We start from the raw sequence: 25,098 nt of genomic DNA, 5'->3' as shown, positions 1-25,098 counted from the left end.
GCCTCGCTTGTGAAAGCGGGGGACGGAGTATAACTTTATGAAAGCACTGGTCAAAACACACGCCGAAAAGGGTCTGACGCTACAGGATGTGCCTGAGCCGAAAGCGGGCTCGCGTGAAGTCGTCATTAAAGTCGAAAAGACCGGCGTTTGCGGTACGGACCTGCATATTTATAACTGGGATGAATGGGCGCAGAAGGCGGTCAAGGTGCCGAATATTATCGGCCATGAATTTGTGGGACGCATTGTCGAGATTGGTAATGATGTCGTGGACTTTAGCTTGGGGGATCTGGTTAGTGGTGAGGGCCACCTCGTCTGTGGTCATTGCCGGAATTGCATGGCGGGACGGCGTCACCTCTGTCGCGAGACCCGTGGGGTGGGGGTAAACCACCCCGGTTGTTTCGCCGAATACATTACGTTACCCGTGACCAACCTTTGGGAGCATCATGGAGATGTCGACTTGGAGGTGGCTTCGATCTTCGACCCGTTCGGCAATGCCGTGCACACGGCCTTCCAGTTTCCCTGTGTTTGCGAGGATGTGCTCGTTACCGGAGCGGGCCCGATCGGTATCATGGGGGCGGCCGTGGTCAAGCACGCGGGCGCCCGGCACGTGGTCATTACGGATGTGAATCCGAAACGCCTGGAACTCGCCCGCCGTTTGGGCATCGAGCACGCTTTCGATGTTCGCGAGACCTCCCTAGCCGATGTGCAGAAGGAGCTGGGCATGGAAGAAGGCTTCGATGTCGGCCTCGAAATGTCGGGTAACCCGCAGGCCTTTCAGGACATGATCGCCAACATGAGCCACGGCGGAAAAATTTCCATGCTCGGCATCCCCAGCGGGCCGATGAACATCGACTGGAACCAGGTCATCTTCAGCATGCTTACCATTAAGGGGGTCTATGGTCGTGAGATGTATGAATCCTGGTACCAAATGTCCTCACTCCTCCGCGCGGGGCTTGATATCAAGCCAGTCATCACGCACCGGATGGACTATAAGGATTTCGAGAAAGCCTTCGAGGTGATGAACGCCGGTGACTGCGGCAAGGTCGTGCTCGACTGGAATACGTAATACGAAATCGAACTAAAATTGCTATAATCTAACAGTTTATTTTGTAGCTATGGCAGCATGCCTCGGCGTAATCCGATGAAGACGGGTCCTCTGGCATCGTCATGCATACATATCGGGATAGAGCCAGAGACTGGCTCTGCTACATCAATTCGATTGAACCATAATTAAATCGAAGCGGTATAAGGGCCTGGCCCGGTGAAGACCGTGAGACTTCGTACTGACTTTCAGTCCTTCGAAAGGTCTCGCAAGATCCGCGGGTGCCGCCACGCAGCGGCCCTACAAATCATCCCCATGTCAAAGCTGGGGTGCGACTAGAAATCAAAGCTCTTGCCGCAGTCCAGACAGTCCGCTTTGTGCTTCCGCTCAGGGAGAATTAAGCTCAGGAAGATTAAGGCCAGCGCGGAAATCAGATTCATCTGCCGAACACTGGTATTTTGCGAGCCGCAGTGCGGGCACTGAAGCAGTCCGCTTTCTTCCTTGGGTAATTCCAGAACCTCCCGTGCCCGTTCGATATCTTCCTCCGCAACCTCGACTTTCACTCCACCGATCGCGTTGGAGTAGAGCCAGTAGAGGTTGGCCGTGGCTTCATCGCGCAGCCACGCCTCGACGCCGCTGCCCTGAAGTTGGGAAACCGCCAAATGGGCGTCTTCCATTTTTGTGTAGGTGGCGATAACCGGCATGTTAATCGAGGAGTACTTTAAGAATGTCTTGTGGTGACTTGACCAGGGGAACTTTGGCTTGTTCCGCATGCGCGATTTCCTGCAAATCCTCCTCGATCCATTCAGCGAAGCCGGCTTCGGACCAGAGGTAAGCCTTTTGCCGCAGATTACTCCAATCAGCCTCGAAAAGTTTCATGATGAAAAGATCCGCGTACAGTCGGCCGAGTTCGGCGGCCTCGCGCTTGTTGGATGTTTCAATAAAGATCCACTCGCTGCATTCGGCATCATCGTTAAACACGGCATTAAGACGGAGTTGTTCCTTATTGTGATAGCCGAAGCGGAAGAGATAGCGCTGTTGTGAATCCTCTTGAATGTCAGGTCCACCAAATCGGTCAGCCTTGTGGTAACATTGTCCAATCCAATGGGCTTTACCACTGTCATTCGAATCGAGCACCGCACGGTCCCACATTGAGCCGCAAGTTCCGGAGCAGTCAGGGCAGGGGACTTGCAACGCGCCGCCTCCGCATTCCGGGCACTCATTTTTGTATTTCAAGTCCGACCAGTTGCTGCCGCAGCTCTGGCAAATCGCTTCAGGCTTTGTCTGGCCTATTTCACAAAAATCGCTCATATAAATAAAACTTATTATTATGATTAGGGTATTTTTTCAGGCTAATCACGTCCAAATAATTCTGTTTTCACTGCTATGTTTGGCAGTTGCCGGTTGTTCTTCGCGGGATGCCCTGGCAGGTAAGTCCACATCCCGGCAATACGATGTGGTTGCTGTAAGAGCATTGAACACGGTGTCGATGCCGGCATTGAATTTGCGGGAAAAGGGGGCGCAAAACGCCCGTTTCATACGGATTGGGGAACAATTACACTGGCTGGATGATGCCCGCTATGAAGAATGGGATTCGGTGGTTCTACGCACGCGGCCTTTGGGAATGGATGATCCTATATTGGCTGATGTTTATTACGGGATAAGTAGCGCCGATGAGCTGAAAGGAGCAAAACGCTACACGGCGGGCGATCAAACCATCGGGTTGATTTATTGGGTGGATGGGCGTATCGGACTCATTTCTGCAGCTGCGGGCAATCCGGTTTACGTGATTGAACGGAAGTTGCATCGTTCAGAGGCCTTGCAGTTGGAACAATCATTGGTGACCCGGGGCTTTGATCCGGGCAAAGTTGATGGCGTCATCGATGCCGCAACCCGTGCTGCCATCAATAGCTACCTGGAATCAACCGGACTGCCGTATCGTTACGAGACCCCGGTCATCACCGAGCAAATTTATAAATCAATCACGCAAAATCCGCCGCATGGCTGAATGAACGACCACAAAATGCCTTTATGATGCTGCTATCGAGAAAATGCCTGAGCCTCTTATTCATTCTTAATCTAGGGCATATGTCATGCCTTTTAGCGGAGGACGATCCGGTCTTTGCCACGGCAAAGGTAGAAGCATCTGACCAGACAGGCATTGTCGGCAACTGGGAAGGAGAACTGATGGGTGCTCCAAAGCACGATAGGGTCAGGCTCACTATTTGGCGGGAGCGAAGGTCGCCCGAGGGGCCTTTGCAATGGTCGGTTGAGGGAAAGTTTTATCCGGATGGCGGTCCTCGCTCGGATGAGCTTCGGGGTTCGAGGATGAATCTTGATGCCTCGCAACTGGACAAGCTCGTGCTACGTGTACAATACGCGTACAAAGACGACGTCGACTTGTTAAAAATGACTCCATCGGCGCTGGGAATGGAAATGGCGGGGACGTGGAAAACCCGCGGTGGCGATACGGGCAAAGCGGTATTACGACGTGTTCTTCCGAAGATTGAACGCATTCAGATCGGAAAGGAGGAGCGCAAGGCATTGAGTCAATCGGTTACGATTACAAAGGCCAGGTTTGGGACGTTTGAGTTTTGGAAAGAGATTCCGAAAGCCGAGTTCGACTACGACGAGCATTGGTGGGAAGAGGAGACAAACGCTCAACGGGGCAACCGGCCAAGCATTGAGTTGGCAGTATATGGGGAGAACTTCTGGGGAGGTATTCGAACCCGTGTACTGGGTGAACCGGATTTTGAAACTATCGTAGAACCAGACTTTTGGGATACGTATGCAAGTGCCATCAGGCAGCAGCCCGGGGGTGCCGTTATCGGATATCGCACCCGAATTACCCTGTGGGACAATGTGAAGCCGGGCACCTATCAAGTGGATGTGAATGGGGCCCGCTTCCCGCTTGAACTGGTCATCAATGGCTTCCCGGAGCCGAAGTTGCACAGCCTCGAAGTTCTGACCGATCAAACGAATCCATACTTCATGATCGGGGGAAATACCCCCGATTACGTGGCGGGCGCTCAGGCAAACCTCTACGGGAATGCCCTAAACAGAACACTGCTTGTGCGATTGAAGGACTATAAATACTCGAGGGATAAGTTTCCTGTTTTCAAAGATCCCGAAGGGGCAATTGTTTACTATCCAGTATCGGTCAAACGTGGCGACAAGGCTGACATGGAGCGTCGTTCGGCCTTTGAGCAATACGACCTATCGATCGCGCAGGCTGAGGATAAAGAATTGATTCTGGTCGAGGCCCGGGTTCCGCCGAATACCGAATCCAGTTTCAAAAGAATTATTTTCAGGGACCAAATGCTGCCTTGGGCCATGCTCTATTCGGACCTGGGGGGGCAACTCCAGCTGGCGCGGCAAATTCCGAACAGTAATCCGCGGATCGCGGATAAATGGATTCCCGCGAGTTTCGCGATGGTGGGTGATCGTGTCCGACTGGAGATGATTTTTACCAAGGCGCCCGGCTTCGATTCGGTTCCCGTCCGCTATTCAGCGGTTTCGACAGGAATGGATTCACCCGATTTGCCTATCGTCTCGCCCGAGCACTTGTTTCTCAAGCCGACCGAAGATCCTACGATTTATGCCTCCGCTCCGTTTCATGTCCGGTCCCCCTTGCGGCCGATGCATCAATCGCATCAGGGTGACCCGAATGAACGCGCGATAACGCTTCCGCTTCCAACTGCCGCGAACGATGAAAAGGAGCCAGCCAGTCCGGGTCGCTTGGTTTTTTCCGTGGATACGGATTGGCGAAGAGAGCACTTTCTGGGGCCGGTGTCTCCTTTGCCCCGGGAAGCATCAGCGATCTTTGGGGTCCATGATGTCCCGCCGGAGAAGACCCTCTGGCTTGAGGCGCTCGAGCAAGCGGTGGCATGTGTTCCGGATTTCGAGTTTGATCCGCGCATGGAGGATAGCCTGCCTGCAGTACCTTTCGCCAAAATAGGCCGATATTCTCTCAACTCTGCGGTGTTCTCGGATGTGTTTACCGGTGAACCACCAAGCCCGTTGAGAGGGCTGAACCCAATCTTATATCTCTGGGATCCCCTGAAGGGTGAGGCGCGGAACCAGCCGAGAGCCTACGTCAGCGTGGGACACGTCGCCGCCCTTCTTCTGATGAAGGGCGAATTACATCGATTGTTGGAGGAAAAGGCTGGCTGGTTGAACTCACTTCTAAACAGGCCGGACCGCCTGCTTCGTATGCTTGAGCAAATGCCTCCTGATCAGGAGAGCCCGTATCGGTTTGTTGAGTACGCATCACCGAAGGGGAAAGCCATGTACTTCTGGGAGCTGAAAAACTCAGACGAATACCTGATGAAGAAAACAGGTTACTCGAATGTGAAAGAGCTGAATGATTGGAAAGCCAAGCAGTTGAATGATGCGACGCATCGCTTGCTCGGTATGATCGAGGATGCGCAGGAGGAAATTAAGGGCGTCAAGAATTGTAATGCCCGCGCGCTTTTGGAGCTGGTAAGCGATACGCATCGACCGATTCTCAACAGTCTCCGGCCAAAGCTGGTTAAAAAGGTCAACAATAAGAACTTTCAGTCATGGGTCGCTGATGAGTCTGCATTAAACTGGATCAAAATGGTTTCCGATCTGGCAGCTGAATTGGAGGAACGGGATCATGAAGCTGACATTGACGACCTCGCACTGACATTTGAAACACTACCTCTAGGATTTCTTATCGGTAATCCTTATGCCTCTTTAATATATGATGCGGTATTCGCGGTGTCCGACATAGGTCGGGCCTCCTACAGTTACGTTAAGAGTGGCCATGCCCTGACCGTTGCCCGCGGCAAGGCCTTTATTTTGGGGCAGGCTTATTATGAGCGTGCGGATGTGATCGCCAAGCAAGCTTGCCGGGATTTTGCAAAACAGTTGGCAATGACGGGGTTGTCGTTTGCTGCTTCTCAGGGGAATAACCTGATCAATGGAGCTTGGCGAAAAGCGGCCGGCGTGGATCCGGATGCACCGGTAAGGGATATCCCGGGCAGTAGAGCAGCGGGAGACGAGGGTTTGACCGTGGATCTTAGTCCCGAGCCTGCAGGTCCCTCTGGACGCCTTGGTGATACGGAACTCGTGCCTCCGCCAAGCGGGCGTCTCGGCGACACGGAAGCCCTGCCAACCCCTGTTTTTGAGAATGCTTCCGGTGCAAGAAGCGCCGAAGTCGGCGGAGGCACCTCGATTGACATGGAGGCCTCAAAGTTGAAAGAGCGTTATGCTGATTTGGAGGCTGATTGGAAGGATGGTTTGCCCGAAGGGGCCACGCGCGATCTGGCGGATGAGGCAGAAGACTTGTTTCGGCAGCCTGCCGGCTCACGGCTTCGTGACATAAGCGATATCGATGCATATCTTCGTCGACTGGAGGCAAAGAGTGCGGCTGGAGAGACACTCACGCCCGACGAGATGCTGGATAAGCTTGAGATCATGCGTCTGCGCGAGGTGGAAGCCGGGCGAATGTCACCCGAGGACACCGGAGCGCGGGCAGCGCCAGGTGCGGGGAAGGTGCCGGAAGAACCTGCTTCACCTCGAAATTGGGAGAAGACAGTGGAAATCAATCCGAATGGACGGCCTGACGAAGCCGATACTTTGGTGGGGCCTTAACTCTGATACATTTTGAGGTTTATGCAAAGTCGGTAACTGTCTTATTATGAATGAGTTAGAGAAAGTTTAAACGCGTACTAACCACGTATAACCGGATTTTTAGTCAGAAAATAAACGTAGCCTCACCAGAGGCCCGTCTGACCTCAAGATCGTGTTCCGGACGACTCATCAAAGCTCTGAAGGTGGCGCGTGCTTCAGTTGTCGAAATGGTTGGCACGGGCTACAGATTCAAGATACGGTTTGCATCGTGCTCGGGTTCGGGCAGGATGTGTCGGTTCATGCATGTATTTTCCAATCCGATTGGTGCGGGTACTTTATGGTTCAACGACCTGACGACGCCTGAGGGCGCACCGGTGGCTTATGATCCGCAGGCTCGTGCGTTTTTGCCGGTGCCGCCTTTCTGTATTAACCGCGAGCGCATTGGATGTAATTGGATTGCTCCGGAGAAGGGAGCCTTCTGTAAGGCTTGCGCGATGACCGAACTGGCACCGGATCCGGAGATTCCCAACTCAATCGAAAATTGGGCGGAAACGGAAGCGGCGAAACGCTGGGTGTTGGACAACCTTGGTCGATGGCATTGGTTTCGGCCGGAGGATCCCGGGGCAAGACCGCGATTTCACATGCTGGTTGACGGCCACACGCCGGCCGCCATGGGCCACAGTGATGGCGTTGTGACAATCAGTGTGTCCGAGGCAGATCCCGTTGTGCGTGTGACCCGCAGGGAAGCTTTGGATGAACCCTACCGGACGATGATCGGGCACATGCGCCACGAGATTGCGCACATGCTTTGGTGGCGGCTCAGCCTGCGCGAAGATTTTCTCGACGCTTTCAGGGAAATGTTCGGTGACGAGCGGGTTGATTACGCTGCGGCGCTCCAAAAACATTACGAATCAGGACCCCTTGAAGGATGGGAAACACACTACCTGACTTCATATGCCTCATCTCATCCGCACGAAGACTGGGCGGAAACTGTAGCACATTTGATTCACCTGACGGATATTACTGATAGTTTCGTGGCCACCGGCCTCACTTCCCCGGAGATGCCGGTCGGGTACAGTTGGGACCCATATGCTGAGCCGGATACCGGTAAGCTTGTGCACGTTGCCGCCTCGCTCGCGACGCGGATGAATCACGTCAATCGCTCCATGGGACTGGCCGAACTGTATCCCTTTGTTCTGTCGAAGACGGCCCACCGGAAACTGGCTTTTGTCCACGATTGGCTGCGCCGTGGTGCTCACGGTCGCTGACGCGGCTCACTAGTGAGAACGCTGGATAGCCGCGCGAACCAAGAACTAACGCTCTAAAAACAAGATAGGTTAATTATGAAAATGAAATCCAAATCCGAAATGCCCAAGCCCGAACTCACTGAAGATGTGCTTTCCTGGCGCGATTCTGAGTTGGACTCGGTGAAAGGAACCGAAACGCCGAAAGATCCGAACAAAGGTTATATTGCTCTTCTGGGCTGGAGCTTGAATGCCATTAAGGCGGCTCAGAAATTTAATCGGCGATACATCGTCGTAGCTCCTGAATGGGCGGCGGATTACTGCGCCGCCAACAATATCCCCTTTATTCCGTGGGATTTTGTCCGGTTAAACGATCGTTCCTTAGAAATTGCCGAGCGACTTAAAGCGGAGGGCGTCGATGTCGCCATCCCACTCTTCGAGGAAACCGTGGAGTGGTCGGGCGCGATTAATTCGGTTCTGCTCAATAGCCCTCGCATGTACGGGCAGTCGATTCTCTTCCGCGACAAGGCACTGATGAAGCGCCGTGCGCAGTTGGGCGGTATTCGGGTCGGCATCTTCGAAGAAGCCCACGAGAAAGATGATGTCGTCCGCTTTATGAGGCGGGTGAATCAAACCTTGCTCAAGCTCGACGGCGACCCGGACGACCCGATCCACGTCAAGGCCTTCGATAAAGCCGGTTGCTTGGGGCATCGGATGATCCGGACCATGGAGGAAATCGATTATATCCCCGCCGAGGAGTATCCGCTCCTGATGGAGAGCCATCTGGATGGCTGGGAGTTTGCTGTCGAGGCCTGGGTGCATGACGGAGAAATCAAATTTCTCAACATCTCCGAATATGTTACCCTCGGTTATTCAGTCTTCGTTCCCGCTACAGAGGAGCTCGAAAGCTGGCGGAATGCCATCACGAAGCAGATCGAATTGCTGATCAAAACATTTGATATCAAGTTCGGACTTATCCACCCCGAGTACTTTGTGACTGCCGACGGTGAAATGTACTTTGGTGAGGTGGCCTACCGCCCGCCCGGGTTCAAGGCCTTCGAGCTGATCGAGCGGGCCTATGGCTTCAACGCCTATCAGGCCTCTATGTTGGTCTTCGACCCGAAAAGCAGTAAAGAGGAGGTGGAAGAATTCTTCCCGCAGGAGGTCGTTGATGCCAAGGGCTATGCCGGTTGCTTCGGGGTTTATCCAAGACGCCGCGTCATCAGCAAACTGGAGATGCCGAAAGAATGCGTCGAGCACCCGTACTACGAATCAAACGAGTTGCCCACTCCGGCCGAAGACACTGTTCCTGATCGATCCGCATTCGGCACTCACTGGGGCTTGGTTTTCTTTTTCGGCGACGACCCGATTAAAATGCGCGATCTGTTGAAGTCCCAGGAGGATCTGGACTTTTACGTCTAGCGAATATTCGGGCGTGCATTTCGCGGCATCTGCGTTTCACTGCTCCGTATGGACGAAATTCTCAAGACCATCCCCCACCGGCCGCCGTTTCTCTTCCTCGACGAGATTGTCGAAGTCCGCGAGGACGGTGCCACCTGCAAGCGCACCATCCGCTCGGATGAACCGCAGTTTGAAGGGCACTATCCGGGCAATCCCATCATGCCCGGCGTGCTCCTCTGCGAGGCGTGCTTCCAGGCCGGCGCGATCTATCTGGCCAAGCAGATCGAGAAGGAGGGGCGCTCCCTGAATGATGTCACCCCGGTTCTTTCCCGGATCGGTGAAGCCAAGTTCAAGCAGATGGTGAAGCCCGGGGACGAGATTACCATCGAAGTGACAATGAAGGAGACCGTCAGCAAGTTCCACTTCATGAAGGGCAAGGTTCTCAAGGAAGGGAAGCCCGCCCTTGTCATCGAGTTCGCCCTGGCCATGCTGGAGGAGTAGGTTTTGGACCGTGAATTTACGTTTATGAACGTCCAATAGTGGTTTCTTAAAATGAGTTTCCTGAACTTAGAAAACAAACGCATCCTCGTGATGGGGGTGGCCAACCGCAAGAGTGTGGCTTGGGCCACCACCAAAGCCCTGGAGGAAGCGGGCGCTGAGGTTATTCACAGTGTGCGCTCCGAGGCTCGGCTGGAAAGTCTGCAAAAGCTTCTGGGTGATCGGAAGGCCTACATTTGCGATGTCGAGCTCCCCGAGCAGATCACTGCGCTGGCCGAACAGGTGAAGGCGGACTACGGCGCGCTCGACGGCATTGTCCACTCCATCGCCTTCGCCAACTACTCGGAGGGCTTCAAGCCCTTTCACGAGACCGTGAGGAAGGACTTTCTGCAGGCGACGTCGATCTCGGCATTTTCGCTCGTCGAAGTGGCCAACGCCTTCAAGCCGATTCTGAACGAAGAGGCTTCGGTCGTTTCCATCGGGATCTCCTCGACGGATGTAACAGCGGAAAATTACGGCTATATGGCTCCAATCAAAGCCGCGCTGGAGACCTGTTCCTACAATTTGGCCAAATCCTTCGGTGCTGACACCCGGGTCCGCTTCAACACTGTGAACGCCGGTCCTCTCAAGACCAGCGCGTCCGCCGGTATTCCCGGTTACCTGGAAAGCTATCTTTACGCGGAAAAGCTGACCTTCCGGAAGCAGAACTTGACCACCCAGGAGGTCGCTAACACGGCCGTCTTTCTTCTCAGTTCCGCATCCAGTGGGATCAATGGGCAAGGCATCGTGGTCAACGCCGGGATGGACCGGAACTATTTCGACAAGGAAGTGGTCCGGCTGGCCATGCGGCCGGAGTAGGCCGGGGACTTTGCGGATACCCAATCGTAGGGGTGTTGCTTGTGACACCCGCGTGCGTGGTAGCGGTTTCGAAACTGCGGCGCGGTCCTGAACGTTCTCGGGCTTCCCGAGGGAAGCCCCTACGTAGGGATGCGGCTATGCCGTGCGATGATATTCAATCCTCGATAGGGAAACTCTCGTTCCTTCGAATCGTCACGTCGGCACAGTCTTCGATTCGGATCGCTTCCTTTGGATCGAGAGTTTGATCTGCGTAAAAACGATTTCCTGCGATCGTCAGCCCCTTGGTGCTGCGTGCTTCGATGGCCACCTTATCGCTGAGCCAAAACCGGTTCCCCTCGATGCGAATATTTCGATGCACCGAATCGTTCTCTATGCTGTTGCGCGGGTTGATGTGGATGACCGGCTCGCGGCAGTAAAAGAACTCATTGCCACGGATCGTGAGGTCCCGGATGGCGCCTGATTCATACCAGCCACTGGCATCGTTCTCCAGAAGGATGGCGCTCATCCAGGTGCGGTAAAATTTGTTATTTTCAATCACAGCCTTTCGGCGTGTGGTCAGCAGGAATCCGCGGGTCGGGGTCCGCCTGACCTCACAACCCGTAATCAGGACCTCTGGTGTCCACGTGACGTTCTCAACCACATCCTTTTCCCGGAGGCTCTCCGGAACGGGTTGCGCGAGCGTGAGACGCATCTCTTTGGGATTGAGCAATTCTGCCTCTTCAACCGTGTTCGGCGCATAGGTCTCCAGTGAATCCCAGCGGACGAAGGTAATGTCATCGCCCGGGTTGAAGGCCATGAAGCCGAAGGTCTGCTTGTGCATAAACCGCACCCGGATCTGATTGTCCGAAATCCGCTCGACGACCCGCAGGTGGGTGCCATGGATATTGATCGGATCATCGTGCATGCCCGAGAAGCTGCAGTCTTTGATTTGTACTTTGCCCCGGCAGCCGGAGACGTGGATGCCGTCGGCCCAGGCGGCCGTTGTCCGCCCGCTCTTTGGATCCGGCGCGATCACAACGTTGTCGAAGGTCAGGTTCTCGCTGAACTGGCTGACCAGCCCCATGCCGTGAAGAAAGTGGAAGTGAATGTCTTTCCAGACAATATCCTTACTGCGACGGGTGAAGACCGCCGCGTAATCGCGAAAGGTGTCCCGGACCTGGTAGATGTGGCCGGCTTTCAGGTCGCTTTTGCCCCGAGCGCGGAGATGAAAGGGCTCGATTTCCTCGATCTGGAGATTCTGGAGCGATTTTCGGGTGCGGCGCACGACATCTGTTTCCGGGTCGAGTTCCTGGGTCAGGTTCCCCGTTTTTTCCCAGCCCTCGCCAATCCAGACGAGTCGACCGTCCCGGATTTCGTATTGGGAGTCGCGGTGTACTTTGATTTCCAGGTGGTCGCCATCATTTTCGGTCACCCGATATTCCGAGACGGTCGGCCGGTGGTAATCAAATTTCAGATCGCTGATGGTGATGTCCTCACTCCGGTCGATGCAGACCTCGATCATTTTGCCGCGAAAAACGATGCGGGCCCCGTGCCCGTGGATCCGCACATGCCTGGCTTGCTCCAGGAAGATGCCGATCGCTTTTTCACCCTCCGGGTCTGCATTTGTGTTGGAGATGTTGAATGTCCTGCGGAGGGCATTTTCGGGGAAGAAGTCGTATCGCCCCGGGGCGAAATGTACCTCGATGGGCGCGGCCCGGCTCCCGCTTCCTGAGATGCGAAGGCTTTGGTCGAAGTGGCCCGGCGCCAGAATGTGGACGCGGTCGCCCGGTTTTAGTTCTTGCCGGTTGAGGGGGGCGAAGCTCCGCCAGGCTTCCTCGGTCGCCAGTCCGGAGCGTGCGTCGCTGCCGTCGTTCGGATGGATATAGTAATCGGTCCGGTCCGACGATTCGGCGATCTCGGACGAACGCTCTCCGCTCGTCAAGATGCTGCAACCGGCGCCTGTGCAAATTATCGTGGCGAGGAGTAGGGGGGTGGTGAAAAGGTGGCGCATCGTATGTATTCTTTTGGTTTCGGCTCGGGCGTCGCATCGATCGGCAAAAACGTTCTCGAAAATGGTTGATCCTCGCAGATCAGGAGATCTGCGTTCCCGGGAACGCAAAACTCCCGTTTTGCGAGGTTTGGTTACAGGTTTAAAATTAAACTCGCATCCCGCAACCCCTATCCCATATCCCCTGAACCGTGAAATTCAACCAAGTCGCCATCGAATCAATCGCGTATGCCCTGCCGGAAGAGGTATGGACTTCCGCGGACGTGGAGGCCAAACTAGCCGACGTCTACAAGCGACTGAAGTTGCCGGAGGGCCGGCTCGAACTCATGACAGGGATCCGGGAGCGGCGTTTTTGGCCGAAGGGGACGTTTCCCTCCCAGGCCTCGGCTCAGGCGGGCGAGGCCGTGCTGGCCCAATCCTCCTTCGACCGGAGTGAGATCGACTTGTTGATTCACTCCGCGGTATGCCGCGACCGGCTCGAGCCGGCGACGGCCGCCTACGTGCACGGCTTGCTCGGCCTGCCCGGCAAAACCCAGATTTTCGACGTCTCGAACGCCTGCCTCGGCTTTCTGAACGCCATGGTCGTGGCGGGGAGTATGATCGAGAGCGGACAGATTGAACGCGCCCTCATTTGCTCCGGCGAGAACGGCCGGCCTCTTGTCGAGAATACCATTCAGCAGCTGCACGATCCCGGGCTCACCCGGAAAACGATTAAGCCTTACTTTGCCAATCTGACGATCGGCGCCGGCGCGGTGGCGGCGGTTCTTTGCCGCAAGGACCTCGCGCCTGCATCCAGCATGCAACTACGCGCCGCAGCAGTGGAAACGGATACGGCGGCGAACGAGCTCTGTCAGGGAGACAGCTCGGGCGATGCGCTGGAGATGCTGACGGACTCGGAAGAGCTTTTGGTTGCCGGGATCAACGTGGCAAAGCGGAATTGGGCGCGCTTCACCGAAGTGACCGGATGGACCCCGGGGTCCCCGGACCGGGTGATCACCCACCAGGTGGGCAAGGCGCATACCCGCGAACTATTCGGTGCGCTCGGGCTCGATCTGGCAAAAGACTTTACCACCTTCGAGACCCTGGGGAATGTCGGATCGGTCTCCTGTCCGATCACCCTGGCCTATGCCATTGAGGCCGGTGCCTACAAGGCAGGTGAGCGGGCCGCCCTCCTCGGGATCGGAAGCGGGTTAAGCAGTATTATGATGGCCCTGGAGTGGCCGGATTTATGAGTCATTTACGAGCCAGCGATCTACCGCCTGACGTGCGGCTGGAATATCCCTATGCGGGAAATCTTTTCGAGCAGCCCGACGGGACGGTGATGCACTATCTTGATGAGGGGAATGGTCCGGTCGTGCTGATGCTCCACGGGAATCCGACCTGGTCGTTTTACTACCGGAATTTGGTCAACGAGCTGGTCCGTTCGGGCTTTCGTTGCATCGTGCCGGATCATATCGGCTGTGGACTTTCCGACCAGCCGCAGGAATACGACTACACGTTCAAGCGCCGGATTGACGATGTGGAGCGTCTGGTCGATCACCTGGGGATTTCCAGCTTCAATTTGGTTGTGCACGACTGGGGTGGAGCGATCGGTTGTGGCTTGGCCGGGCGGCGCGCGGAAGCACTCGATAAACTGGTTCTGCTCAACACTGCGGCTTACCATTCGAAGCGGATACCGCTTCGCATCGCATTGGTAAAATGCCCGCTGGTTGGGCCCTTCATGATCCGGGGCCTGAACGCTTTTGCCGGCCCGGCTGCGAACATGTCGGTGGTGCAGCCGCTTTCCAAGTCGGTGCGCCGGGGCTTCCTCTGGCCATATCGAAGTTGGTCCAAGCGGGTAGCGGTCTGGAATTTTGTCAAAGACATCCCTCTGTGGGACTCGCACCCGTCTTACGCCACTTTGACCGAGGTCGAGAAGGGGCTGGAACATTTGCGTGAAAAGCCGATCCAACTGGTTTGGGGCGGCAAGGATTTTTGTTTTAATGATCACTTTTTACAGCGTTGGCAGGAAATTTTCCCCCATGCCGAAACTCGCTATCACAAGCATTGTGGGCACTATATCTTGGAGGACGGCGGTCTCAAAGTCTGGCAGGAGATCCGCGGGTTCCTGCAAATCTGAGCGGGTCCCCGCTCAAGTGATTCCGCTTGCCGTGGAGTCTGGAGGTATTAATTAGCTAACATTGCTTGAAGCACCGACAGACTCCGCCCTTATCAATCTTCCTGATGCATTCCCATGGGGTATTGCCGTCATAGGGAGCGCGGATGGCACTGTGCTTACGGCAAATGCACACATGCAGCAACTTTATGGCTGCAAAGTGGGTGGCGCGGTGGACCGGCTCTTCCATATCCACGGGGAACAGCTTTTCAGCGGTATCGTTAAAGACTTGAAGCCGGGGCAGACTTGGACGGGGCGAATCTCCCCCCAGGAGAACCGCTACGGGATCGCATCCGTTGATGTGATGCTGCAACGGGAGGCCGAAAGCGAATCGCAGGTATGGCTCTACACCCTGGAGCACCCGAAAGTGAATAACGACGTCCGTTACAGTAGTCGGAGCGAGTTGAAGATGCTTCGGGTGATTCTCGATAATACTTTAGAGTACATCTATTTCCGCGATGTGGCAGGCCACTTTATCTTAAGCAATAAAGCTTTCAGCAGAGCGGTTGCGGACGGGAGCAAGGTTCCTAATGTGGATAACACGATAAGGGACTTTGTTTCTGAAGAAAGTGCGCAATGGCTTGCTAAAGTTGATCGTGAGCTGGCGGATTCCGGACGTGCCGTCGTGAATGAAGTCTCCAGTGTGACTTTGAAGAACGGGTTGCAACAATGGCTTCAGTTGTCGGTGGTTCCGGTGCGTAACAATGAAGGCGAGATGATTGGCACTCTGAGCGTGGCACGGGATATCAGCGATTTGAAGCGGACGGAAGATGACCTGCGATTGGCGATCGATCAGGCCCGCGCCGCCAGTCGGGCAAAAGGTGAATTCCTCGCGGCCATGAGCCATGAAATACGCACACCGATCAACGGGATTATCGGTGCCTCCGAACTGTGCGAAGAAACTGACCTCGACCGCGAGCAGCGGAGCTACATTGATACGGTCCTGCAGTGTGGAAATACTCTCCTGACACTGGTCAATGATGTGCTCGATTTCTCGAAAATCGAAGCCGGACAGCTCAATCTTGAAAAACTGAATTTCGTGCCGCGAACCCTTATGGAGAATGTGGCGGAGAGCTTTGTACAGGAGACCCGTAAAAAGGGGATCGAATTGATCACAGCCTACGATGAAAAGCTCCCCACGTATCTGATGGGCGATCCGACGCGCCTGAAGCAGGTGCTGAATAATCTGGTCAGTAATGCCGTGAAATTCACCGACAAGGGCGAGATTGTGATTCGGGCTGAAACACGGCATGTTGCTGAGGATTCGGCAAGGATTCGCTTCTCGGTGACTGATACAGGAATCGGTATTTCCGAGGGGCGTAGAGACGCCATCTTCGAAAGTTTCACTCAGGCGGATATGTCCACCACCCGTAAATATGGTGGCACCGGGCTGGGGCTATCGATCAGCCGTCAACTGGTCGAAATGATGGAGGGGCAGATCAGCGTGGCGAGCGAGGTCGGCCAGGGCTCGGCTTTTACATTTGAGGTGCCCTTTGCGCTTTCTGCTTATCACGGGGCGGAGGCGGTCCCCTACAACCCTGAGCTTGCCGGGATGCGAGTCCTGATTGTGGATGATAACGAGACGAACCGTGAAATTTACAGCCAGATGTGCGCCGGTTGGGGCTATCGAAGCACGATGGTGGAAGATGGTTCCGGTGCGATCGCCGAAATGGAAAAAGCCGGTCAGGAAAATGATCCCTATGAGCTGGTGATCCTTGACCAGCAAATGCCGGCGCTGACCGGACTGGATGTGGCCAGCTTGATTAAATCACGTTCCGAGTTGAGGGCGGCCCGGCTAATTCTTCTCTCTTCCTCTCTGGACCGAAGAGAGGCGGAGCGTGCTGCCGAGATCGGAGTTGCCCGGGCCCTCTCCAAGCCGGTGAAACGTCACACGCTGTTGGAGGTGATTCTTGAAACCTTTGAACTGGGCGGGAAAAAAGAGACACGCAAGGATAAGCCCGAAGAGGTTAATGGGACAGCTTCAAGTCTCGATATTCTGGTGGTCGAAGACAACTTGGTGAACCAGATCGTCGCCAAGCAGCGGCTCAAGAAGTTAGGCCATGTTGTGACGATTGCCGGTGATAGCCTGGATGCCCTCGAGGCCCTTAAAAAGAAGCGCTACGATTGCATCCTGATGGATATTCAAATGCCGGGAATGGATGGCTACGAGACAACGGCCGCGATCCGGAAATATGAAAAAGAGAACAGACAGGCCGCGCATTACATTGTGGCGATGACGGCGCACGCCATGAAGGGCGATGAAGAGCGTTGCCTTGCGGCGGGCATGGATAACTACATTGCCAAGCCTTTCCGAGTGGAACGTCTTAAAGAAGTGCTCCTGCAGGCTGAATCGCACGAGCAAAAGACCGGAGGAGAGGCACTTTCCCGAAAGGGAGGATTTGCCGAATACCTGACGACATTGAGTAACGAAGACCGGGAGGATCTGCTGGTGGCTGCGAAGATTTACATAGAGACGCTTCCGGGGGATATCGCCAAACTTCAACGTGCGCTTGAGGACAAGGATTTCGAACAATCTTATTTCATGGCGCACAACCTGAAGAGCGTGGTCGGCCACTTTGGGCAGGAAGATTCGGTCTCTCTTGCGGTCGCTTTGGAACAAGCCAGCAAAAAGAAACTCGAGCGTGAGGTCCGTGCACGCGGGCGTGAGTTTATTGAGTCGCTGCAAATTCTTGCTCGAGATGTTGCAGCCGAGTTGAAAAAAGCCGAAACCCGCGTCTGAAACAGCCCTGAAAAATGCTGTTTTTGCTTTTTGCATTTTCGGCACTTTGCTCCTTAACTCCTCCGACTTATGAGTTCCGTTCTGCAATTACTCCTCGAAGGTGAACGTCTTGATACTGCGCAAATGGCGCAGGTGCTTGGCATGTCTGAGTCCGAGATCGAGGCGGAGATCGCGCGACTGGAGTCCGAAGGGATTCTTCTTGGCTGGCGCCCCGTGCTTAATCCCGAGCGGGCCCAGGAGAACATCGTTCGCGCGGTAATCGAGGTAAAAATCAGTCCGGAGCGCGACGGCGGCTTCGATCGGCTGGCCACACGTATCGCACGTTTCGATGCGGTGGAGTCCTGCTACCTGATGTCCGGCAGCTACGACCTTTTGGTCTTCGCGGTGGGAGATGATTTGCGTGAAGTGGCGACCTTTGTTTCCGAGCGCCTCGCAAGCGTCGAGGGTGTGCTTTCCACGGCGACGCATTTTATGCTCCGTGCCTATAAAGAACAGGGCCACCTCTTGTTGGCGCCGAGTGAAGGCAACGATAAACCTGCAGTTAGTCCGTGATGAAAGAAGCAGGTCAACAGTTTGTGGCAGACCATGTATCCGGTTTGCCCCGTTCCGGTATTCGCGATTTTTTTGCGATTGTTCAGGCCATGCCGGAGGCGATTTCCCTAGGCATCGGCGAGCCGGATTTTGTCACGCCCTGGCATATCCGCGAGGCGGCGATCTTTGCTTTGGAAAAAGGCAAGACGAGCTACACCGATAACCTCGGCCTGATTCGGCTGCGCCGGGAGATCAGCACCTATGTGGAAAACAATTTCGGTATCGGTTATCATCCGGAAAAGGAGGTGCTTGTCGCGGTCGGTGTTTCGGAGGCTCTGGATATTGCCCTGCGGGCAGTGCTCAACCCCGGGGACAAAGTCATTTATCACGAGCCCTGTTATGTTTCTTACAGCCCGAGTATCAAATTGGCGCATGCCGAGCCGATTGCTGTGGCGACAAGCGCGGAGGACGAATTTGGGATCAACCCGGAGCGGGTGATCGAGGCCTGGGAGCCGGGCGTGAAAGTGCTCCTGCTCAATTTCCCCACCAACCCCACCGGCGGGGTGACGGAAAAAGCCAAGCTCGAGAAGCTGGCCAAGTTTGCGGTGGAGAAGGATCTTCTGGTCATCAGCGACGAGATTTACTCCGAGCTCACTTTTGAGGGAGAGCACACCAGTATCGCTTCACTGCCCGGGATGAAGGAACGTACAATTTTCCTTCACGGCTTTTCCAAGGCATTTGCCATGACCGGTTTTCGTATCGGTTACGCCTGTGGGCCGCAGGTTCTGATCGAGGCCATGATGAAGGTGCACCAGTACAGTATGCTCTGCGCGCCGATTCTCTCGCAGGAGGCCGCTATCGAGGCATTAAAGAATGGTGCGCCGGCTGTCAGTAAGATGAAGGATGCTTACCAGCGCCGCCGCGACCTCATTGTTCGCCGTTTCAACGAGATCGGCCTCAAATGTCATTTGCCGAAAGGTTCCTTCTATGCCTTCCCGTCCATCCAAGGGTTCGGCATGAGTTCGATCGATTTCTGCAAGGGACTGCTCGAGAAGGAGGAAGTCGCGATTGTTCCGGGGACCGCCTTCGGTGAATCCGGAGCGGGGTTTGCCCGGGCCAGTTTTTCGACCAGTTACGAGCGCATCCTCGAAGCGACCGACCGTATCGAAAGGTACGTTGGCTCATTAGGCTGAGCCAAGGAACATCGAATCAGTTCCCGAGAGAGCCGTTTTTCATTTTATTCGACGTTGGACGCTCAATGTTCAATGTTCGAAGTTCATCCATGATCGATCCATCCAGAACAGTTGCCCTTGTGGGCCGTCCAAACGTCGGGAAAAGCCGTCTCTTCAACCGGCTTTGCGGGCGTCGCTTGTCCATCGTCCACGACATGCCGGGGGTGACGCGCGATCTCATTTCCGCCGAAGTTCGCGACGACTATGTTTTGCTGGACACCGGCGGGATCGGGATGGAGTTGGAGATGACACCAAAAAAGATCGCCACTGCGGCCGAAGACCAGGTCGACTTCGCGATCCGGGCAGCTTCTGTGATTCTGTTTGTCGTCGACGTACGCAGCGGGATCACGGCACTCGATGAAATGGTGGCGGAAAAGCTCCGTCGCTATGGGAAACAGGTGTTGCTCGTGGCCAATAAAGTCGACAACCAGGAAGAGGAAGCGGATGCCGATGAGTTCAGCCGGCTCGGGCTGGGCGATGCCTACACGGTCTCGGCGGAGCACGGGCGGGGGATCACTGTTCTGAACGAAGCCATTGACGAAATGCTCGGGCCCAAGCCGGAAGGTTCTTCGGGCGACAAGGACAAGCGTATCCGGATCTCTTTGCTCGGTCGGCCCAACGTGGGCAAGTCGTCGATTGGGAACCGTCTGCTCGACTCCAACCGTCTCATCGTCAGCGATGTACCCGGCACCACTCGTGATTCCATCGAACTGGACCTCGACTACAAACATCCGGATGGCGAGACATTGAAGTTCCGCCTGGCGGACACTGCGGGCCTGCGTATGAAGCGAAAGGTCGACAGCCCGGTGGAATACTTTTCCGGGGTCCGTACCCAGCACGCGTTGGAGCGCTCGGACGTGGTCTTTTTGGTGATCGATGCGGTCGAAGGGGTGACCAAACAGGATCAAGCACTTGCCGGCGAGGTGCTCGATACCGGTCGCGCGCTCGTGATCGTAGTCAATAAGTGGGATCTTATTATTCAGCGCTGGGAAGAGGAGCCGATCGAGGGCTATAAAAACCTCAAGCACTTCCTCAAGTCCTACGAGGATTCGTTGCGTAAGGAGATGTTTTTTTTGCCCGATCCACCGGTACTCTTTGTCTCGGCGATGACGGGCTTCAAAATCGAATCACTTTTGGAGACCGCAGCGTCGGTTCAGGCCACTCTCGACCTCAAGCTGCCGACCGGGCGCCTGAATAATCTCATTCAAAGTCTTTTTGAGGCGCGCTCACCCAAGCTCGTGGGCACCAAACGCTTTAAAGTCTTTTACGCCGTGCAAGTGGGATCGCGTCCCTTGAAAATTCGGTTTTATTGCAACCGAGTGGAACGCCTCGACCCCGGTTATCGCCGCTATCTGGAGAAAGCCATTATCCATGAGTTCCGCCTCAGCGGTTGCCCGGTACGTTTCGACCTTGTGGGTAAAGACAAGCGCTACGAAGGAGGCGAGGGCGAGTTCGCCCCGCGCCAGAGTGACAAGATCCAAAAGAAAAACCGCGTCCGCAAGATGGGCGAAGACGCCGCCAAACAGGACCGCAAGCATCCCGAACGCCGGAAGAAGATTGCCCAGTCAAAAGCGGCGCACAATCGCCCCGGGAAGAAGCGTTAAAACTCTACCTGGTTGGATTTTTAATCCGCCTTTTCAGAGGCGGCCTCTAGCCAGGCAGCTTAAAAGGCCTGCCACTTGGCTTCGGCTTCCTCCGGCTCAGTTGCCCTGCAAGACGTGCAGGTTGGCCATGGAGATGCCGCTCAGCATGGCGCCGACGATGCCGAGAAAGCCCTGGTCCGTGCCCGCGAGGTAAAGATTCTCCAAGTGGGTCCGGCCGTCCTTGATCTTGTTGGGCGCGCCGTAGATGGCACCGTTGAGATGACCGGTGTATTTGCGCACGGTGCGCGGAGTGAACATATCCTTGGCGATGCGGTGTTCGTCGAGGTCGAGCTTGGGCTCGGGCAGAATGCCGAGCGCGACCTTCTGCAGCTCGCCATACCAGTGTGCCTTCTGCGCAAGGTACTCTTCCTCATCGAGCGCACACCACTTGTCGTGGTTGGCCGTGGCAGTGATGCGAAGAAAGCCCTCGTCCAGTTGGCGGTCGCCGTAATCGTAGTTGTTGGGGAAGCAGATCACCCCGCTGGTCGGGTCGACCAGATCGTTTTCGCAGCGGCCGTAGTAAAAGCGGTCGCGGGTGTTGAAGAAAATAATGGTATCGTCCCACCCGAAGTCCACTGGCTGGCGGTCGAGCACGGTGATGGTTTCGGTGAAGCTGAGCTGGCCAATGTTGTCGGCTTCGGCCTCTTCGGCCTGATCCGCGCAGAGCCGCGCAGTTTCGACCGCTCCGGCGCTGGAAATGATTTTGTCCGCCGTGATGGTTTCGCCGTTGTCCAGAGTGATGGCGCTGGCTCGGTTGCCCTCGGTATGGATTTTCTGAATGCCGCACTTCATCTTCCGCACCCCGCCGAGCTCGCGGTATTTGTTTTGGAGGAGGCGGATGATGACGCGCACGCCGTCAAAGGGGCGGGCAAAGCCCTCGAAGAAGAGCGAGCGGAACATGATGGCGAACTGCCCGTAGTCCATGTCGTGCTCTTCGGCGCTGCCGTAGTACATGACCGGGCAGAAGAGCATGTCTTCGAGCAGCGGGTCGCTGATGTGTCGCTGCACCGCCTCGCGGGCCGAGGTGGGAATGGCTCCCAGATTGAAAGCGTCGAGCGTGCGAACCTCGTCGGCGAGGGCGCGGAAGCCGTCGATCTGCTTGGGGAAGGCGCGGGCCACTTCCGATTCCAGAAGCGCGAAGTCGTTATTGAACTTCAACTCACAGCCGGGAAAGGCGACCTTGGAGCCGTACTGCGGACAGAGATCGAGTGCGTCGTAGGGGATGCGGAGCTGGCGCAGCAGCTTGGCCAGTGGGGTACCCTTGGTCCCCTTGGGCACGTAGTTGGTCATGGCATGCAGCCCGACATCGAACTTGCGGCCATCCTGGCTATAGAAAGAGTTCAGCCCGCCGGAGGCATTGTGGCGCTCCAAGATAATGACATTCTTGCCCGCCAGCGCCAGGCGGATGCCGGCAGCCATGCCCGCCATGCCGGCGCCGATGATGACGGTTTCAAAGTGCTGGCCGTTTAAGGAAGTGGGCATGATCTCTAAGGCTGTTTCGTTTGCATTCCTGCAAAAATTTTAAAGTCAGTTGGGTTCAAGGTATAGATTATGCGCAAACCATTCTCAATCATGATACTGATAATATTGGCATCATGAATGCGCTTACCTTTGAGTCTTTGTTTGGTGGTCAGCCATTCCAAGCGGCGAGCGGTCGCATCTGTTTCATCGAGAAGTTGTAGACATTTCCGGAAGGATCGGATGTTCTCGGTCGCCTTTTTCGGGGTGAGGCCTAAGCCGTTGTTCTCAAGCGGGCGCGTGGCAACGACCAAATATTCACGAAATATTTGCCCGCATACAAAAAGCCGTAGTTCTCCTGTCAGGCCCATTCCGAGCAGTTGATGCGAACGTGAATGCTCGGGCCGACCGATTAGAGTCGCGGAGAGTAAAATATTTGTATCTACGAAGCAGGGTTCAGCGTCCGTCGTCACCATAGATCATGTCCCGGTTCCAAGTTATGTCGGCACGACCGTCCGCAACCGTATTGAGCTTTAGTTCTGCTATCTCTGCTGGATCTTCTTCTGGGGGAGACATTCGAGCCGCATCTTTGAGCAGGACTTCAATCTCTTTCTGGAGTGAACGACGATGTCTGGAGGCTCTTCTTTTCAGTCCACTAAGCACCTCGTCATCCAGATTCCGGATATGTAGCGATTTCATACTGGTATTAAAATGCTACTATTTTTTCCTGTCAAGCGGTCGCGTACAAAGAAAAACGCGCAGGCCAATGCTCTGCGCGTCTCCTGAAAAAGTTGTTTCTGCAGGACTACTTCTCGTTGAACTTCGGCGTCAAATAGTTGGCGCAGCTGTCGAGCGATGCAAGTTCCGGGTAATCCGCCTCCGGGACTTCAATCCCGTGCTGCTTGCGAAGCTCCATCACGATGTCGAGGAAGTCCATGGAATCGAGGTCCATTTGTTCGCGCAGGGCGACGTCGCTTTTCAAACCGGTGGTGTCTTCGTCCGGAGCGATCTCGTTGATAATGTCGATAACGATTTGTTTTACCTGATCTTCTGTCATTTTAAATTTTGAATGTCTAATGAGTGGTGAGTAATTGAACTATTTTTCGAACTTGCGCACGATGAGTGCGGAGTTGATTCCGAGCATGCCGAAGGAGTTGTTGAGGATAACTTTGACCGCGTCAACCTTGCGGGGCTCGTTTATGATCAGGTTGGGGAGGGCACATTCCGGGTCCAGGTCGTCGATATTGATGGTTGGGTGGACGATATTGTCCTGAAAAGAGGGGAGATTGCCGGCCAACTCGAGGGCTCCGGCTGCGCCCATGGCGTGTCCGATGAAGCTTTTGGTGTTATTGACGTAGGTATTCGGGCATTCCCCGAAGACTTCCTTTATCGCTTTGCACTCCTGAATATCGCCCTGCGGGGTCGAAGTGGCGTGGGTGTTCACGATGTCCACGTCCTCCGGCTCGATTCCCGCGTTGGCGAGGGCAGCCCGCATACACTCGGACTGGCGCTCCGGGTTGGGTAGCACATAGTCGGAGGCATCTGAATTGATCCGGTAGCCGATAATTTCGGCCAGAATATTGGCGCCTCGAGCTTGAGCATCTTCCAAGCGTTCCAGCGTGTAGATGGCGCCGCCTTCGGAGACGACGATGCCGTTGCGGCTCTTGTCGAAGGGGCGGCTGGCCTTGCTCACATCCTCGTGCGAGCCGAGGGCGCCCTGGCTCTTGAAGCCGGCGAAGATGCCGAAAGTCTGGATACTTTCCGAGACACCGCCCGCCAGGGCGACGTCCACCTCGCCGAGGCGGAGCATCTGCACGGCTTGGATGAGGCCGGCATTGCCGGCGGCACAGGCGGCCCCGATGGTGTAGTGCGGGCCGGTGATCCCCATGTTGATGGTGATTTCGCCAGCCGGGTTGTTCGCCACCGTCCGGGGGTTGTGGTGGTGCGTCCAGTAGCGGGTATCGTAGTCGAACTTGGAAATGTTGTAGACTTCGTTTTCCGTCTCCACGTTGCCGTGCTCGGTCGTGCCGACGTACACCCCGATCCGGCTCTTGTCCATCCCCTCAAAGTCGATGCCCGAGCTGTTCATGGCCTCGTGGGCACTGTAGATAGCGATGCTGCCCGCCCGGGTGCCGACCCTCAATTCCTTGCGGTTCTGGTATTTCTTGGTGTCGAAGTCGCAGACCCCGGCCGGTTGCTGGCCCATGTAGCGCACATCCATCAGTTGCACACCGGCGACACCGTCGAGCAGGTTCTTGCGATACTCCTCAATAGTGTTGCCGTTGGGCGATGTCAGGCCGATGCCTGTGATGACGATACGGGATTGCTCCATGGGTAAAAGGTCCTTCATAGCATTTTCGCTGGCTCAAGTGTCAACAAAGTAAACTGCGAGCCTGACCTATTTTAATGGGAGTGGTGGGCTTCTGCTTCCATGTTAACGCCCACATTCTCTCATTCTAAAATATAAGGGACAGGCTAATATTATTTGACGTCAGATTGTCTGTATTCTATTGATATTTTTAATATGCGAACCCGGCGTCTAAAAGTAAGTGGTAGCGATGCGACCTATCACTGTATGACCAGAACGGTGAATGGAGAGCGTTTGTTTGGTGATCGGGAGAGGGAGATCCTGCGGAAGATGATCTGGCAGGTGGCGGATTTCTGCGGGGTCGAGGTGTTGACCTACTGCGTGATGGCGAATCACTTTCATG

The 25,098-nt window shown here is 55.3% G+C and carries 22 protein-coding genes; 14 read left to right on the top strand and 8 right to left on the bottom strand.

Annotated elements, in window-relative coordinates:
- The first annotated feature begins 37 nt into the window (after positions 1 to 37).
- Positions 38 to 1,066: an L-threonine 3-dehydrogenase gene (gene tdh, locus DDZ13_RS00110; protein WP_110129384.1), complete on the top strand. Its 1,029-nt coding sequence runs from the start codon at positions 38 to 40 to the stop codon at positions 1,064 to 1,066.
- 311 nt (positions 1,067 to 1,377) lie between these two features.
- Here the strand turns inward: tdh and DDZ13_RS00105 are convergent, their stop codons facing one another.
- Together DDZ13_RS00105 and DDZ13_RS15385 are read right to left on the bottom strand one after the other, a co-directional pair.
- Positions 1,378 to 1,746 carry a putative signal transducing protein gene (locus DDZ13_RS00105; protein ID WP_158279703.1) on the bottom strand — a complete coding sequence of 123 codons (369 nt, stop codon included), beginning with the start codon at positions 1,744 to 1,746 and terminating at the stop codon, positions 1,378 to 1,380.
- Between the two features lies 1 nt (position 1,747).
- On the bottom strand, positions 1,748 to 2,353 hold the full coding sequence (locus DDZ13_RS15385; RefSeq protein ID WP_158279702.1) for a hypothetical protein: 606 nt from the start codon (positions 2,351 to 2,353) through the stop codon (positions 1,748 to 1,750).
- 178 nt (positions 2,354 to 2,531) lie between these two features.
- On the opposite strand from DDZ13_RS15385, the gene DDZ13_RS00095 reads away from it, so the two are divergent.
- From DDZ13_RS00095 to DDZ13_RS00070, 6 genes are all read left to right on the top strand, one after another.
- A complete protein-coding gene (locus tag DDZ13_RS00095) occupies positions 2,532 to 3,050 on the top strand; it encodes a peptidoglycan-binding domain-containing protein (protein WP_110129381.1) in 519 nt (172 codons plus the stop codon).
- A gap of 80 nt (positions 3,051 to 3,130) precedes the next feature.
- Positions 3,131 to 6,661: a hypothetical protein gene (locus DDZ13_RS00090; protein ID WP_146209175.1), complete on the top strand. Its 3,531-nt coding sequence runs from the start codon at positions 3,131 to 3,133 to the stop codon at positions 6,659 to 6,661.
- 278 nt (positions 6,662 to 6,939) lie between these two features.
- Entirely contained in the window at positions 6,940 to 7,908 is a 969-nt protein-coding gene (locus DDZ13_RS00085) for a zinc-binding metallopeptidase family protein (RefSeq protein WP_110129379.1), read from the top strand.
- A 99-nt stretch (positions 7,909 to 8,007) separates the two neighbouring features.
- On the top strand, positions 8,008 to 9,306 hold the full coding sequence (locus DDZ13_RS00080) for a carboxylate--amine ligase (protein WP_110129840.1): 1,299 nt from the start codon (positions 8,008 to 8,010) through the stop codon (positions 9,304 to 9,306).
- 48 nt (positions 9,307 to 9,354) lie between these two features.
- Positions 9,355 to 9,786 (top strand): 3-hydroxyacyl-ACP dehydratase FabZ family protein, encoded by a 432-nt coding sequence (locus DDZ13_RS00075; protein WP_110129378.1) that lies wholly within the window; start codon positions 9,355 to 9,357, stop codon positions 9,784 to 9,786.
- Positions 9,787 to 9,837: 51 nt separating this feature from the next.
- Complete coding sequence (locus DDZ13_RS00070) at positions 9,838 to 10,641, top strand: enoyl-ACP reductase FabI (RefSeq protein WP_110129377.1); 804 nt, start codon at positions 9,838 to 9,840, stop codon at positions 10,639 to 10,641.
- 154 nt (positions 10,642 to 10,795) lie between these two features.
- On the opposite strand, the gene DDZ13_RS00065 is transcribed toward DDZ13_RS00070, so the two are convergent.
- Complete coding sequence (locus DDZ13_RS00065) at positions 10,796 to 12,631, bottom strand: right-handed parallel beta-helix repeat-containing protein (RefSeq protein WP_146209174.1); 1,836 nt, start codon at positions 12,629 to 12,631, stop codon at positions 10,796 to 10,798.
- Between the two features lie 188 nt (positions 12,632 to 12,819).
- On the opposite strand from DDZ13_RS00065, the gene DDZ13_RS00060 reads away from it, so the two are divergent.
- The 6 genes from DDZ13_RS00060 (at position 12,820) to der (ending at position 20,890) form a co-directional block, all read left to right on the top strand.
- Positions 12,820 to 13,860: a 3-oxoacyl-ACP synthase III gene (locus DDZ13_RS00060; RefSeq protein WP_110129375.1), complete on the top strand. Its 1,041-nt coding sequence runs from the start codon at positions 12,820 to 12,822 to the stop codon at positions 13,858 to 13,860.
- On the top strand, positions 13,857 to 14,747 hold the full coding sequence (locus DDZ13_RS00055) for an alpha/beta fold hydrolase (RefSeq protein ID WP_110129374.1): 891 nt from the start codon (positions 13,857 to 13,859) through the stop codon (positions 14,745 to 14,747). The genes DDZ13_RS00060 and DDZ13_RS00055 overlap by 4 nt, the downstream gene beginning before the upstream one ends.
- Positions 14,748 to 14,919: 172 nt before the next feature.
- A complete protein-coding gene (locus DDZ13_RS00050) occupies positions 14,920 to 17,523 on the top strand; it encodes a response regulator (RefSeq protein ID WP_110129373.1) in 2,604 nt (867 codons plus the stop codon).
- Between the two features lie 69 nt (positions 17,524 to 17,592).
- Entirely contained in the window at positions 17,593 to 18,075 is a 483-nt protein-coding gene (locus DDZ13_RS00045) for an Lrp/AsnC family transcriptional regulator (protein ID WP_110129372.1), read from the top strand.
- A complete protein-coding gene (locus DDZ13_RS00040) occupies positions 18,075 to 19,247 on the top strand; it encodes an aminotransferase class I/II-fold pyridoxal phosphate-dependent enzyme (RefSeq protein ID WP_110129371.1) in 1,173 nt (390 codons plus the stop codon). Before DDZ13_RS00045 ends, DDZ13_RS00040 begins: the two co-directional genes overlap by 1 nt.
- A gap of 89 nt (positions 19,248 to 19,336) precedes the next feature.
- On the top strand, positions 19,337 to 20,890 hold the full coding sequence (gene der / locus DDZ13_RS00035; RefSeq protein WP_110129839.1) for a ribosome biogenesis GTPase Der: 1,554 nt from the start codon (positions 19,337 to 19,339) through the stop codon (positions 20,888 to 20,890).
- Between the two features lie 96 nt (positions 20,891 to 20,986).
- On the opposite strand, the gene DDZ13_RS00030 is transcribed toward der, so the two are convergent.
- From DDZ13_RS00030 to DDZ13_RS00010, 5 genes are all read right to left on the bottom strand, one after another.
- Complete coding sequence (locus tag DDZ13_RS00030) at positions 20,987 to 22,411, bottom strand: phytoene desaturase family protein (protein WP_110129370.1); 1,425 nt, start codon at positions 22,409 to 22,411, stop codon at positions 20,987 to 20,989.
- Positions 22,412 to 22,416: 5 nt separating this feature from the next.
- Positions 22,417 to 22,863, bottom strand: coding sequence for a type II toxin-antitoxin system VapC family toxin (locus tag DDZ13_RS00025; RefSeq protein ID WP_110129369.1), 447 nt, complete (start codon positions 22,861 to 22,863; stop codon positions 22,417 to 22,419).
- The gene (locus DDZ13_RS00020) at positions 22,844 to 23,086 is read right to left on the bottom strand and encodes a FitA-like ribbon-helix-helix domain-containing protein (RefSeq protein WP_110129368.1); all 243 of its coding nucleotides are present in this window, start codon (positions 23,084 to 23,086) and stop codon (positions 22,844 to 22,846) included. The genes DDZ13_RS00025 and DDZ13_RS00020 overlap by 20 nt, the downstream gene beginning before the upstream one ends.
- 106 nt (positions 23,087 to 23,192) lie before the next feature.
- Positions 23,193 to 23,444 carry an acyl carrier protein gene (locus DDZ13_RS00015; RefSeq protein ID WP_110129367.1) on the bottom strand — a complete coding sequence of 84 codons (252 nt, stop codon included), beginning with the start codon at positions 23,442 to 23,444 and terminating at the stop codon, positions 23,193 to 23,195.
- Positions 23,445 to 23,483: 39 nt separating this feature from the next.
- A complete protein-coding gene (locus DDZ13_RS00010) occupies positions 23,484 to 24,719 on the bottom strand; it encodes a beta-ketoacyl-[acyl-carrier-protein] synthase family protein (protein ID WP_110129838.1) in 1,236 nt (411 codons plus the stop codon).
- 192 nt (positions 24,720 to 24,911) lie between these two features.
- On the opposite strand from DDZ13_RS00010, the gene DDZ13_RS00005 reads away from it, so the two are divergent.
- Positions 24,912 to 25,098 (top strand): transposase (locus tag DDZ13_RS00005; protein ID WP_199221015.1); only part of this gene is annotated, 187 nt, incomplete at its 3' end.

Source organism: Coraliomargarita sinensis, from assembly GCF_003185655.1.
Classification (GTDB): Bacteria; Verrucomicrobiota; Verrucomicrobiia; order Opitutales; family Coraliomargaritaceae; genus Coraliomargarita_B; species Coraliomargarita_B sinensis.
Note: the sequence above shows the minus strand (reverse complement) of the source record. Positions and strands in the feature narration are given on the sequence as shown.

Excerpts from the sequence above, each read along its gene's own strand:
- DDZ13_RS00010 (WP_110129838.1), bottom strand. The coding sequence starts at position 24,719 with ATGGAGCAATCCCGTATCGTCATCACAGGCATCGGCCTGACATCGCCC.
- DDZ13_RS00040 (WP_110129371.1), top strand. The coding sequence starts at position 18,075 with ATGAAAGAAGCAGGTCAACAGTTTGTGGCAGACCATGTATCCGGTTTG.
- DDZ13_RS00095 (WP_110129381.1), top strand. The coding sequence starts at position 2,532 with ATGCCGGCATTGAATTTGCGGGAAAAGGGGGCGCAAAACGCCCGTTTC.
- DDZ13_RS00085 (WP_110129379.1), top strand. The coding sequence starts at position 6,940 with ATGCATGTATTTTCCAATCCGATTGGTGCGGGTACTTTATGGTTCAAC.
- DDZ13_RS00090 (WP_146209175.1), top strand. The coding sequence starts at position 3,131 with ATGTCATGCCTTTTAGCGGAGGACGATCCGGTCTTTGCCACGGCAAAG.
- DDZ13_RS00065 (WP_146209174.1), bottom strand. The coding sequence starts at position 12,631 with ATGCGCCACCTTTTCACCACCCCCCTACTCCTCGCCACGATAATTTGC.
- der (WP_110129839.1), top strand. The coding sequence starts at position 19,337 with ATGATCGATCCATCCAGAACAGTTGCCCTTGTGGGCCGTCCAAACGTC.
- DDZ13_RS15385 (WP_158279702.1), bottom strand. The coding sequence starts at position 2,353 with ATGAGCGATTTTTGTGAAATAGGCCAGACAAAGCCTGAAGCGATTTGC.
- DDZ13_RS00045 (WP_110129372.1), top strand. The coding sequence starts at position 17,593 with ATGAGTTCCGTTCTGCAATTACTCCTCGAAGGTGAACGTCTTGATACT.
- DDZ13_RS00105 (WP_158279703.1), bottom strand. The coding sequence starts at position 1,746 with ATGCCGGTTATCGCCACCTACACAAAAATGGAAGACGCCCATTTGGCG.
- DDZ13_RS00050 (WP_110129373.1), top strand. The coding sequence starts at position 14,920 with ATGCAGCAACTTTATGGCTGCAAAGTGGGTGGCGCGGTGGACCGGCTC.
- DDZ13_RS00070 (WP_110129377.1), top strand. The coding sequence starts at position 9,838 with ATGAGTTTCCTGAACTTAGAAAACAAACGCATCCTCGTGATGGGGGTG.
- DDZ13_RS00055 (WP_110129374.1), top strand. The coding sequence starts at position 13,857 with ATGAGTCATTTACGAGCCAGCGATCTACCGCCTGACGTGCGGCTGGAA.
- DDZ13_RS00030 (WP_110129370.1), bottom strand. The coding sequence starts at position 22,411 with ATGCCCACTTCCTTAAACGGCCAGCACTTTGAAACCGTCATCATCGGC.
- DDZ13_RS00015 (WP_110129367.1), bottom strand. The coding sequence starts at position 23,444 with ATGACAGAAGATCAGGTAAAACAAATCGTTATCGACATTATCAACGAG.
- DDZ13_RS00020 (WP_110129368.1), bottom strand. The coding sequence starts at position 23,086 with ATGAAATCGCTACATATCCGGAATCTGGATGACGAGGTGCTTAGTGGA.
- DDZ13_RS00080 (WP_110129840.1), top strand. The coding sequence starts at position 8,008 with ATGCCCAAGCCCGAACTCACTGAAGATGTGCTTTCCTGGCGCGATTCT.
- DDZ13_RS00025 (WP_110129369.1), bottom strand. The coding sequence starts at position 22,863 with ATGGTGACGACGGACGCTGAACCCTGCTTCGTAGATACAAATATTTTA.
- DDZ13_RS00075 (WP_110129378.1), top strand. The coding sequence starts at position 9,355 with ATGGACGAAATTCTCAAGACCATCCCCCACCGGCCGCCGTTTCTCTTC.
- tdh (WP_110129384.1), top strand. The coding sequence starts at position 38 with ATGAAAGCACTGGTCAAAACACACGCCGAAAAGGGTCTGACGCTACAG.